This is a genomic window from Methylomicrobium sp. Wu6 (assembly GCF_035916875.1).
GTDB lineage: Bacteria > Pseudomonadota > Gammaproteobacteria > Methylococcales > Methylomonadaceae > Methylomicrobium.
Map to the genome: position 1 here is coordinate 1 of NZ_JAXUHN010000022.1, position 10,768 is coordinate 10,768.

General features: G+C 50.2%; 11 protein-coding genes, 1 pseudogene and 1 other annotated feature. Of the genes and pseudogenes, 4 read left to right on the plus strand and 8 right to left on the minus strand.

Going from position 1 to position 10,768, the window contains the following annotated elements:
• Window positions 1-111 precede the first annotated feature (111 nt).
• The 4 genes and pseudogenes from U2W12_RS00810 to U2W12_RS00825 form a co-directional block, all read right to left on the minus strand.
• Window positions 112-204 (minus strand): annotated as a pseudogene (locus U2W12_RS00810) (ISAs1 family transposase); the annotation flags it as partial.
• 289 nt (window positions 205-493) lie between these two features.
• Window positions 494-2,227 (minus strand): O-antigen translocase, encoded by a 1,734-nt coding sequence (locus tag U2W12_RS00815; RefSeq protein WP_326498775.1) that lies wholly within the window; start codon window positions 2,225-2,227, stop codon window positions 494-496.
• Window positions 2,228-2,973: 746 nt separating this feature from the next.
• The gene (locus U2W12_RS00820; protein ID WP_326498776.1) at window positions 2,974-3,303 is read right to left on the minus strand and encodes a DDE-type integrase/transposase/recombinase; all 330 of its coding nucleotides are present in this window, start codon (window positions 3,301-3,303) and stop codon (window positions 2,974-2,976) included.
• Window positions 3,294-3,734 (minus strand): transposase, encoded by a 441-nt coding sequence (locus U2W12_RS00825; RefSeq protein ID WP_326498777.1) that lies wholly within the window; start codon window positions 3,732-3,734, stop codon window positions 3,294-3,296. Before U2W12_RS00825 ends, U2W12_RS00820 begins: the two co-directional genes overlap by 10 nt.
• Between U2W12_RS00825 and U2W12_RS00830 the strand changes: the two genes are divergently transcribed.
• The 4 genes from U2W12_RS00830 to U2W12_RS00845 all read left to right on the plus strand — a co-directional run bounded on the left by U2W12_RS00830 (window position 3,711) and on the right by U2W12_RS00845 (window position 7,696).
• A protein-coding gene (locus U2W12_RS00830; RefSeq protein ID WP_326498778.1) for an IS3 family transposase occupies window positions 3,711-4,939 on the plus strand; the annotation gives its coding sequence in 2 pieces (ribosomal slippage) (window positions 3,711-4,002 and window positions 4,002-4,939; 1,230 coding nt in all). The two genes, U2W12_RS00825 and U2W12_RS00830, sit on opposite strands and share 24 nt — an antisense overlap.
• Window positions 3,995-4,111: a sequence feature (AL1L pseudoknot), on the plus strand. Its footprint overlaps the gene before it by 117 nt.
• Before the next feature lie 129 nt (window positions 4,940-5,068).
• Window positions 5,069-5,785 (plus strand): SPFH domain-containing protein, encoded by a 717-nt coding sequence (locus tag U2W12_RS00835; protein ID WP_326498779.1) that lies wholly within the window; start codon window positions 5,069-5,071, stop codon window positions 5,783-5,785.
• Window positions 5,786-6,091: 306 nt separating this feature from the next.
• Entirely contained in the window at window positions 6,092-6,916 is an 825-nt protein-coding gene (locus tag U2W12_RS00840) for an ATP-binding cassette domain-containing protein (RefSeq protein ID WP_326498780.1), read from the plus strand.
• A 9-nt stretch (window positions 6,917-6,925) separates the two neighbouring features.
• Complete coding sequence (locus tag U2W12_RS00845; protein ID WP_326498781.1) at window positions 6,926-7,696, plus strand: ABC transporter permease; 771 nt, start codon at window positions 6,926-6,928, stop codon at window positions 7,694-7,696.
• Window positions 7,697-8,121: 425 nt separating this feature from the next.
• Here U2W12_RS00845 and U2W12_RS00850 read toward each other — a convergent pair whose 3' ends face one another.
• From U2W12_RS00850 to U2W12_RS00865, 4 genes are all read right to left on the minus strand, one after another.
• Window positions 8,122-8,400, minus strand: coding sequence for a hypothetical protein (locus U2W12_RS00850; RefSeq protein ID WP_326498782.1), 279 nt, complete (start codon window positions 8,398-8,400; stop codon window positions 8,122-8,124).
• A gap of 30 nt (window positions 8,401-8,430) precedes the next feature.
• Entirely contained in the window at window positions 8,431-8,736 is a 306-nt protein-coding gene (locus U2W12_RS00855; RefSeq protein ID WP_326498783.1) for a hypothetical protein, read from the minus strand.
• A 550-nt stretch (window positions 8,737-9,286) separates the two neighbouring features.
• Window positions 9,287-10,288 carry an McrC family protein gene (locus U2W12_RS00860; RefSeq protein WP_326498784.1) on the minus strand — a complete coding sequence of 334 codons (1,002 nt, stop codon included), beginning with the start codon at window positions 10,286-10,288 and terminating at the stop codon, window positions 9,287-9,289.
• Window positions 10,289-10,538: 250 nt separating this feature from the next.
• Window positions 10,539-10,709: a hypothetical protein gene (locus U2W12_RS00865; RefSeq protein WP_326498785.1), complete on the minus strand. Its 171-nt coding sequence runs from the start codon at window positions 10,707-10,709 to the stop codon at window positions 10,539-10,541.
• Window positions 10,710-10,768 lie beyond the last annotated feature (59 nt).

Consider the following 10,768-nt stretch of genomic DNA (forward strand, 5'->3'; position numbering starts at 1 on the left):
TTCTCCTCTATCGTGTGCTTGGCGGTTCACGGTAGTCAGTTTCCTGATGGACTCCTCTTATTGTCAAACTTTTGCTGTCTCCCCGGCAGAGCCGGGGGATTTCCCATTATTGGTTAAGATATCGCTCAGTTTGTGTAACTTGTTTTGCGTCTCACGGCGAGAGTCTTTGCTATCTTGGAAATACGGCATCGGATTCGGCAACATCCTTGTTAGCTCTGCAAATCGATAATTTTATACTCCTTCACCTGTCAACGGAAAGATAGTCCGATTGCCCTGACCGGCTGATATGTATTTTGGGGAAACTTTGAAAACATGATATTTTGGTCTTGACAAGGGGAGACCTTCAAATATAGACCGAAAACTCATAAAATTAGGGCCATAAGGATATCTTATAATCCGTAAACTTGACCATAAGCTAAGATTGAAAATATCCGGAGATGATTTTTTTACTAACTTAGCGACTACTCCCCAGACCTCAAGACTCGTCGCCTTATCAGTCCGACAGCATTCCTGACTTCAACAGGTGACCTAATCCAGACTCAAAGGACAGCAATCTCCCAGACCAGCCATACATCTCTGCATACCAATAAACCCACATGAAAAACACGATGCAAATCATGTATGCAAATATTAACCGATTTAAGGGTACTAATAGCTTATTTTGCACCACTGTGTCGCCTATCGTCATATTGATCACAGACTGTAAGTCATTATATTCGCTAGAATTAATAGATACGAGACGAAGGTAGCGAAATAAATTTAGCAGGCTGCGCGGAATCCTGTTAATCGGAATGAGATTCAAGAGAACTTGAATCGAATAAACACCACTGAGCAAGACAGCCAGTGTACCAACGCCCAGCGCCAATAAGGATGGCAATGTATAAAAGCTGCAAAAAACAACCGCAATCAAAGCAAGAAAGAGGAAACTTGTGTGTATGTTCGAGGTAGACCAGCGAAAACCGCTCAAACGTCGAACGATCAGGTAAATCATAAGTACATGGAAAATGTACGATCCAAAAAACGCAATACCCGCCCCCTTCAAATTGAAAAAACTCACACAGACCCATGCAAGACCAAGATAAACGACAGCCCAAGCCAATTCGGAAAATATAATGAGGTTTTGCACACCTTTTGCATTAATAATAAAGCCCATCGGCCAGGAAATTACGCGGAGGGTCATGCCGAGACATAGCCAACGCAAGATTTCCACCGCACCTTCGAATTTAGGGGTATAGAAGAGCCCTATAACCAGTGGTGCAAATGTCAGGGTTGCCAATACACCTGGCCCTGCCAGCAACAAACTGACATGAGCCTGTTCATTCACCATACGATTACACTCGGTATTGTCATTGGCGATAGCAGTCAAACGAGGATAAAAGTCGGCTCCCATAGCCTGCAAGATAAGACCAATATAGAGCCCACCCAGTGCCCAAGCGGCTTGGTATAATCCAGCTGCATCGTAACCGACTTCACGAACGACTATCAGACGCACCGCATAGCCAGCCCCGGCCATCAACAGGCCACTGACCATGAAGGCGAAACCGAGCTTCAATAGAGCCCCCGCTTCCTGGCCTAACTGGGAAGCCGATATTGAAGGTGTTTGGATAGGTATTTTGCGACTGTACCACCAAGATGTTAGGAGTGACATCGCAGCAATAAGAACGAGCGATGGCGCTACACCCTCTTCGCGAAGGAAATATATCACGGTGATACTGATTAGCGTGCCAAAGAGCGCGCCCAATATCCCCATCTTCGCCATATCAGAGATGCATCGCATCCCTTGAATCAATGCCTCCTGACCAGCGGATACTGTACCGAAAAACACAACCAACGAAAGCAGTGCTACGGCGAAGGCGTGCTGATCGTTGCCAAAAGTAAAGGTGGACACGGGCCCGGAAAATAAGATTAGAAAAGCAGCACCAAACGCTCCCAGGAAGATTGATATTCTTCGCAGCACAGTAGCAGTCAGCGCGATATTCTCGGTGTCGCCTGAACCCACAGCCGCGGCAATCTGCCGCACACCACTGTTGTTAATGCCCATTCCAGCCATATTATTCGTAAGGTCGGTAATCGATCCATATAGCCCCATTAACCCGACCCCGGAAGGGCCCAACAAAATCGCCATAGCCTTGGTGCGAACGATCCCAATGGCGATCTTCAACACCGACGAGCCGCCGATCATCGCTGAGGACTTCAGAATCTGGCCGTAAGTATGGTTTTTAGACATAACAGCTTCTGATTAGCAAGATGCTTCAGCCGAACGAAGCCGGAAGCAAATGAACAGAGGTCGCAGGGCATTCTGAAACTGTGCGCCGAGAATGAGCAAGATTTGGCTGCAACAGTTGGCATTTAATGAAATTGTATCGTCGACAGTGAACAAACATGAGTGCATTTTACCGCAATTCAGACAACTAAGTCCTTTTGGCCCAAGTATCCTCTTCAGAATACGCGCAAAGGGTGCCTCGGTACCAAACAGTTGGAAAAACTTAAACATTGACAGCTCAGATTGGAGTTGGTTTAGCTACCCGTATATGGCCTACCGGGGCTCATTACTTGGGCTTGGCTAAAATATCTTGTTAGCAAAGAAACAATATAGGTAATTCTATGTAGTTGTCAATTGCCGCAAGATTGTATATATCCGAAATGAACCTGTCGGGCTCTTTTTCTCGCCAAGCTTTCAGTGACTGAATAGGTCAGAGATGACCGAGCACCCGTTTCGGTATTTACCCCTTTAATAGAACAGAGCACTATGGCGGGCTCGCTGAAGTTGGAAACCCGGTAAATTCGTCGATGCGCCCATTGAAACGTTCGATCATGTGGGTGGTGAAGTGGAATTAGCGGGTACTCTGCGCCCAAGGGAGAAATAGTCAAATTTGGTGTATGCCAACTTTGAATCAGGCGGCGATCTGCTGTATTTCTTCATCTTTCTCAGACTCCTTAATGACAGCCATGCCATCCTGAAATCGAATACCGTTAACCACTGCTGGCCGTTTCAACTTGACAGCACGGATCAATCTGACCCAGCAGATTCTGAGTCATACGCGATCCTAGCGCATAACCGACGATCTCGCACGCATACAGGTCCTTGATGCCCGCCAAATAGAGCCAGCATTCGCCCGTTTCGATAGAGGTGAGATCTGTCACCCACATTTCGTTCGGCCGGGAGATCGCAAAACTCTGCTGCAGGCGGTTTTCCGCCACAGGTAAGTTATGTTTTGAATTCGTCGTTGCTTTAAATTTCCGGCTTTGTTTACAACGTAAGCCCAATGCATTACGAATCCGCTTGATCCGGCCTAATCCCATGCGATAGCCATCCGCCGCCAATTCCGGCTGTAAACGCAACCGACCGTAGTTTCCCGGCTGCGACTATGCGCCGCTCGGATCGCCACGGCCAACCGTGCGTTTTGCTGCGCTCTCGCCGATGGCTTGCGCTTCAGTCGCGCTTCCGCCAATTCGCGCTGCAAGCGGCTATCTTCGGCCTCCAAGTCGGAAACCGCTTTGCCTGCTCCACTTCCATTACACTGTCCGGTTCGGGATTTATGTATCCAATTGGCCAACGTCTTCGCCGATATATTCAAGCGGCGTGCCGTTTCCGGCACTGATAAGTTGCTTCCTAATACGTTTTTCACCGCCTGCTCACGAAATTCTTGCGTGAACGACTGAACCGCCCTGGGTTTGATGGAGGCTTCAACTTTTGAGAAGATGAAGCTATGAAAGAGAAAACCACAAACCATTATTCACCCGAATTTCGGGAACGAGCGGTTCGCTTGGTGCGGGAGCATCAGGGCGAATACACTTCGGAATGGTCCGCGATTCAATCGATTTCGGTCAAGATTGGTTGTACGGCGGAGACGTTACGCCGCTGGATCAGGCAATCGCAAAAAGCCAGTGGTGAGGCGAAGGGTTCGATCAGCAGCGAAGCGGAACGCATCAAGGCATTGGAACGCGAAGTGCGCGAGTTGCGGCAGGCCAACGAGATTCTGCGTAAGGCGTCGGCGTATTTTGCCCAGGCGGAGCTCGACCGCCGATTCAAGCCATGAAAGCGTTCATCGATGATCATCGTGATGATTACGGGGTCGAGCCGATCTGCAAGGTATTGCCGATTGCCCCGTCGACGTATTACCTGCATGCCGCGCGTAAGGCCAATCCAGAAATGCGATCTGCCCGCACTCGCAGTGACGAGGCGCTAAGCCAACAGATTCGTCGGGTTTGGGAGGCGAATTTTCAAGCATACGGCGCCCGCAAAGTATGGCGGCAATTGCAGCGAGAAGGCTTTTCTCTGGCTCGTTGCACGGTAGAACGCTTGATGCGGCAAATGGGACTGAAAGGGATTATACGCGGCAAAACGGTCAAAACCACAATCAGCGATCCGGGGTCGTCCAGCCCGCTGGACCGCGTCAATCGGCAGTTCAGCGCCGTGCGTCCGAATGCGTTATGGGTGGCCGATTTCACCTATGTTAGAACCTGGCAAGGCTTTGTTTATGTTGCCTTCGTGATCGATGTCTTTTCCCGCTATATCGTCGGCTGGAAGGTCTCCGCTTCCGCGCAGACTGACTTTGTCTTGGACGCGCTGGAGCAGGCTTTGTATGATCGTCGGCCAGCGCGGGATGGTAGCCTGGTTCATCATAGCGATAGGGGCGTACAATACGTGTCGATCCGCTATAGCGAGCGTTTGGCAGAAGCCGGTGTTGAGGCTTCGGTGGGCAGCGTGGGAGACTCCTATGACAATGCCATGGCCGAAACCATCAATGGGCTGTATAAAGCCGAGGTGATCCATCGGCAATCCTGGAAAGACCGTGAAGCCGTGGAGCTGGCGACGTTGACTTGGGTCGATTGGTTTAATCAACGACGTTTGCTGGGCCCGATTGGCAATATCCCTCCGGCAGAAGCGGAAACAAGGTATTATCAACAACTTTCCGAGTCGGCTCTCGCAGCATGACTCACAACTAACAGTCTCCGGGAAAACCGGGACGGTTCACTTATAGGTCAATCCGTAACAATGGAGATGAACATGTTATCAGTTAACCCCCTCATTCCCATCATTCTTGTCGTCTTGGGTTTAGTTTTCATGTCACTCCGTATCGTAAAGGAATATGATCGTGGAGTTATTTTCTTTCTCGGTAAAGTCACCGGCGTGCGTGGGCCGGGTCTCATCATCCTCATTCCGCTCCTTGAGCGGATGACAAAGGTTACCCTCCGCACGATCACCATGAACATCCCGTCGCAGAAAATCATCACGAAGGACAACGTGTCTATCGACATCGCGGCCGTCGCATACTACAAGATCATCGATCCTCAAAAGTCGGTCGTCGCGATCGAGGACATCACGAGCGCGGTCAATCAGATCAGTCAGACCACGGTGCGCAACGTTGTCGGTCAGTTCTCGCTAGACCAGTTGCTCTCAAATACGATCGATATTAACTTGCAGATCAAGAATGTTATCGACACGCATACTGAACCCTGGGGCGCCGAGGTGACAGCCGTCGAGATCAAGGACATCACGCTTCCCGAGAATATGCAGCGCGCGATGGCGAAGGAAGCAGAGGCTGAGCGCGAGCGCCGTGCCAAGATTGTCGCAGCGGAAGGCGAGTTTCAGGCGTCGGTGAAGCTCGGCGAGGCGGCGGACATCATCGCGTCGCACCCGGTTGCACTGCAACTCCGCACACTCCAGACCATGGCCGAGATTGCCACGGAGAGGAACTCCACGATCATCTTCCCGGCACAGTTCATGACGACCGTGCAGGAAGCGATTTCGACGATCAAGCAAGACTCAAGCAGCAAATAGCCGCTGCGTCATAACCGCTTTCCAATGCCGGGTTACCGTTGATTTTGCCAACGTGTAGATCGGCATTTATTTTGATTGGCTTGTAAAATGACTCTGACCAAATCAGGTCATAGTCACTGCTTGTGGTCATTTAGGGTGATGTATGCGGGTAAATAGTCGATGCTGAATTGACTCAATAAATATTTATCCTGTAGGCGAAATAATCTTCGCATTTCCGCTCTCTAAGGTATTTAACTTGCAAATGAGAAAATTCGATATTAATCGATTTTTCCTACGTATTCCTTTGGACCCATAGTTTCTTCCTTCATGAACACAGCCGCATCCCGCAGGGCAGACAAATTTGCTATCCAGGTGTCCGAACTAACACGCCGATTTGGCCATTTGACGGCGGTGGATCATATCGAACTGCAGGTTCCCTATGGGGAGATTTTCGGATTGCTTGGGGCAAACGGCGCCGGAAAAAGCACCTTGATCAAGATGCTGACGACTCTGCTGCCGCCGACATCCGGCTCCGCTGAAGTGGGGGGATTTAGCGTTATCAGATCTCCTGGAGAGGTCCGGCGGCGCATTGGCTATGTATCTCAACTCTTGTCGGCCGACGGCGCCCTGACAGGTTACGAGAACTTGCGTTTGTCGGCCAAACTCTATGGCCTGCACAAAGCAGAAAGAAATGCCCTCATTGGCGATGCACTGGACTTTATGGGGCTTACGGATTCGGCGCACAAACTGGTGAAAACCTATTCCGGCGGCATGATCCGCCGCCTTGAACTTGCCCAAGCCATGCTGCATCGTCCTGCAATTCTGTTCCTGGACGAACCGACCCTTGGACTCGATCCGATCGCGCGCCATACTGTCTGGGATCGCTTGCTGGATCTTAGACGCGACTACGGTATGACTGTCCTGATCACGACGCACGATATGGAAGAAGCCGAAACGCTTTGCGATAAGTTGGCGATTCTTCATAAGGGGCGAATCAGCGTGGCCGGAAAGCCTGTCGAGTTGCGCGCTGGGCTGGGAGCCAATAAAACCATGAATGACGTATTCTCGCATTATGCCGGTGGGTTGATACATGATGGCGGGACTTTCAGCGCGGTCGCACAAACGCGCAGAACGGCTCACCGTCTTGGCTAAGGCGAGCAGATGAAGCGCTTCATTCGAGAGAGTTCCGCCATTGTAGAAATAGAACTCATCAAGCTTGCTCGGGATCCGACCGAGCTGATTGCACGCGCTGTACAGCCGGTATTGTGGCTGGTGATATTCGGACAGGTTCTGGCCCAGGTTCGTGGTATCCATACGGGCCAGATGAGCTACCTGGCTTTCATTACGCCGGGCATTCTCGCTCAGAGCGTGCTCTTCAGCTCCATCTTCTATGGCATCGGCATCATCTGGGAGCGCGATCTTGGCGTGGTACAAAAGCTCCTGGTAAGCCCGGCCCGGCGCAGTGCGCTGCTTTTCGGCAAAGCGATCGCGGCTGGGTTTCGGGGTATCGTTCAAGCGGTTGTCATTTATCTTGTTGCTTTGGTGATGCATGTTTCAATCAGGCTGGATCCTTTGGCAATCGCTGGTGTGTTGAGCAGCGTGATGCTGGGTTCAGGCATCTTTGCCACTTTCTCACTGATCATCGCCTGCATTGTAAAGACGCGTGAGCGTTTCATGGGAATCGGTCAACTTCTGACGATGCCTATGTTTTTCGCCAGCAATGCGATCTATCCGCTCAATTTGATGCCAAGTTGGCTACGCCTCATCGCGCAAGTCAATCCGCTCACTTATTTGATCGATGCGTTACGTGGACTTGTCATTGTAGGCGGGGAAAATATTTTTGGTTATGGTCTCGATTTTGCCGTGATGCTCGTCGTATTCTCCATCCTGCTAGCCATTGCCGTAAAGTTATACCCGACATTGGCGGTATGAGTGCTGCCTGGGCTTTTGTCCCTGAGAATGTCTGTTTTGAGGATTTGCGGTGTCTGAATTTTCAAAATCAGTGAATAGCGCGTCCTGAAAGGCTGTTTTGGGTGTGCGATTGCACCAGAACAACCCTCATCGAATACTATCGGCCAATTTGAAACAGCCAAAGTTTTAAAAAATCAAAATCATAAAAAGGCTTTCATGTTAAGAAGCAGAAACCGGTAAATTTAAAGAAACATCTTGAGCCTCTTGCAAAATCATCGAGCTACGACCAAGACAATTGTTATCAACGACTTGATTTGCCGATTTTTTGGGCAACTGGTGTTCGTTTTAAACGTTTATCTCACTACGGCATGGTTTTCTCAAAATTTAGGGTAATAGCTATCCTTGCTATCGTATAAATCCACCCAAAAAGCCAATCAATGGTTTTTTCAGGTGACAAAAGTGACCAACTGATTGGCCGTGAGCGCCAGAATACCGAACATTAAATGACACATCACTTTGGGACGACCTCGTTTAGCCTTCACTTTATCGAGGGCCGCCTTTTTTACGGGTTTTTCTCTAGCCTCTATCGCTGTGGAATCCCGGGAAATATGGCCCACTAGTTCAGGCGCATAGCTTTTTTGAATCAGGGCTTCATGCACGCGCTCTGGCAAGCGGGATGTTGAAAACTCGGCAAAGGCGCGTGAAAAGGTCCATTCATCCGGCACATCACTTTTGCGTTCCCAGCCATTTATGCCCTATTGGGTACAAATCCGACGCAAGGCACTATCCGTGTCCAGTCTATCCAACAACGCGCGGGTCGTGACTTGGCTGTACACTATCTTCGCGACAAACGCCCTCGCGATAGCGGTACGATCTTGTGCCGGACGCCCTGGAAAACCGTGCGCGGAATAAATGAACTCTTCAATGCGCACCAGTTCCAGTGTCGTGACTAATTCCTGTTGCTTCGCCGTCAGAGGGCCTAACTCCTCCGCCAGCCAGGGAAATAATGAACTTTGAATGTTCAACCACACTTGTGATAAAGTCTCATGTAACCTGTTCATTTATTGATGATTTTCGAGTTTTTGACGACCCAACTTTATCACTTTTGAACAGGCTCATTTTTCTTTTTTTGGCCATTCCTGTCACTAATTCCGCTCGGTTTATCGAGTTTTGCAAGTTCCTCAAAATTGTAATGATTTGATCAAACAAGCCGATATGGCCATGTATCACGACAAGGCGAACAGTAACCTTCCCACCGCGTTTCTTCAACCTTCGAATCACCACAAGGATTAACTCACCTCAATGGCGCCCGTGTGGGCATCGGAAACCATTGATAAAATAGGCCGGTACTTCATTGCTAAGCGAATGCCAGGCGGCGGCCTTATTATGCAGTTACATGGGCTTGGCTTTGTTGCATAAATCGGCCTGGCCGTGCCTGTTTGAAGAGGAAATAGCCTCTCAGATTGTCAAACGGAGTTCAATATTTGCCAGTAAAGAGCGCCGAAACTTGCCATCAATCAGAGCGATCCGGTAATCAGTCCGTTCGGGGCATATCGCCATCCGTGGCAATCGCTATGCCGTAAAACGACTGATAGCGGCCAGGAAACCTCGTTATCCCGCAAGCCGTAATGGAGCGAAAACGCTTGCTTTTATGTCATTCGGCCAATGCATTTCGTCCTTTTCGAGATCGAACGGTGTTACCCATAAGCGCAATTTTTCCGAAAACTCGAACGGCTGCATTGTCTCCGAAAAATTCCCGGTTTTCGGATAAGTCAGGATCATGTCGCCCTCGCCCGGCAGATAGTTATGCCCATAGGCAAACATCTGGTAGAAATCGCCCTGGCTCAGGCCGTATTTGTTCTCGCTATCGGCGGCCGAGAGAAGTTTCCATTTGGTGTCCAGCACCAGCACGGTTTCCTTATGATGTTGAATCAGCAAATCGGGCCGCAACTGGAATAGGTTTTTGCCTTGATGCGTACAGAGCGATCGGCTAGCTGCCTGTGCTTTCAGAGTATATTGAGCGGGAAGCCGCTGGCGCAATTTGACTTCCACATAGCGCTCGAACAGTTTTTCCATTGGGAACAGCAAGCTGATGCCGTGCGTTTTGCCGCGCATCGCCAACGGCATGTGCTGGTCCAGCACCAGTTCGCACCACGGGCGCACCGGCTGGTAATGCGCCATCAGACGGTCGCTTCGCCACTGGCGAAAATCGGCGGCGATGTTCTGACTATCGGGGATTTCGGCCACTAATCCGGCCAGTTCGTGGGAGAGCCGCCAGGTATCGGCCTCCTGGGTCAAGCCGCAGATACGCATCAGGGCCGACTTGAGCAGGCGGTTCTCGGGGCGGTCCGCCAGAAACAGGTCATGGCGGATATTGAAAATATGCGCGCGCCCCGGCGGCTGGCGCAACTGTTTGTTCATGTCCAGGCGGCCGCGCAGGTAGCGCTGTTCTTCCTCGACACGGCGATAATCGAAGCGCAGACCGCGTTTCAGCAAGTGATCCAGCGCCAGCACAAACTCTTTCATCACCCATTCCAGCAAGGAGTGGCGGTAAGTCTGGATGTCGGTTTTGTCGGTGGTGCGTGTTGGCAGGTCGAGCGCCGTTTCCAGCATCTTGGTCAGCAGCGATCGGAAATTTGGCCAATTTCTGACGACTGCGTTTCAACCCTCAGTGATAGCAGTTGAATGTGTACCTGCCTGTGAGTTTAGCTATGGATGCTTTGTTGCGAGACCTCACCCCTGCTTTCTCTGATTTTCCGGTCTTGACCGCTGAGTTAGAGTTTCTTTAGTGCGTTCGGTATCACAGTGATGCGAATGTTATGATACTGTTGATAATAGTTTCTTACCGACGTATCTAATTCGACTATACCATCGCTTGATACAGTAAGAAGTCCATTGTCATATAGGGCGTGTAGGTCTCGCCGAAGAAGGATTCCATCCTCTTTTGAATTGTACCCTTCCCGCCAATTTCTGCCGATAAGTGCTTAGCAGAAAGTAAATTGGTATTGAGAGCCAAAACCAGCGCCGATTTCATCGATAGCCTCCTCAAGTTCGGTAGGTGTAAACGATTGGAATGGCAGCCACTCGTATTTC

Bases quoted from the DNA above. Each gene is read 5' to 3' on its own strand.
- U2W12_RS00860 (WP_326498784.1), bottom strand. From the start codon at position 10,288: ATGCTGGAAACGGCGCTCGACCTGCCAACACGCACCACCGACAAAACC.
- U2W12_RS00840 (WP_326498780.1), top strand. From the start codon at position 6,092: ATGAACACAGCCGCATCCCGCAGGGCAGACAAATTTGCTATCCAGGTG.
- U2W12_RS00820 (WP_326498776.1), bottom strand. From the start codon at position 3,303: ATGGGATTAGGCCGGATCAAGCGGATTCGTAATGCATTGGGCTTACGT.
- U2W12_RS00835 (WP_326498779.1), top strand. From the start codon at position 5,069: ATGTCACTCCGTATCGTAAAGGAATATGATCGTGGAGTTATTTTCTTT.
- U2W12_RS00845 (WP_326498781.1), top strand. From the start codon at position 6,926: ATGAAGCGCTTCATTCGAGAGAGTTCCGCCATTGTAGAAATAGAACTC.
- U2W12_RS00825 (WP_326498777.1), bottom strand. From the start codon at position 3,734: ATGGTTTGTGGTTTTCTCTTTCATAGCTTCATCTTCTCAAAAGTTGAA.
- U2W12_RS00865 (WP_326498785.1), bottom strand. From the start codon at position 10,709: ATGAAATCGGCGCTGGTTTTGGCTCTCAATACCAATTTACTTTCTGCT.
- U2W12_RS00855 (WP_326498783.1), bottom strand. From the start codon at position 8,736: ATGAACAGGTTACATGAGACTTTATCACAAGTGTGGTTGAACATTCAA.
- U2W12_RS00815 (WP_326498775.1), bottom strand. From the start codon at position 2,227: ATGTCTAAAAACCATACTTACGGCCAGATTCTGAAGTCCTCAGCGATG.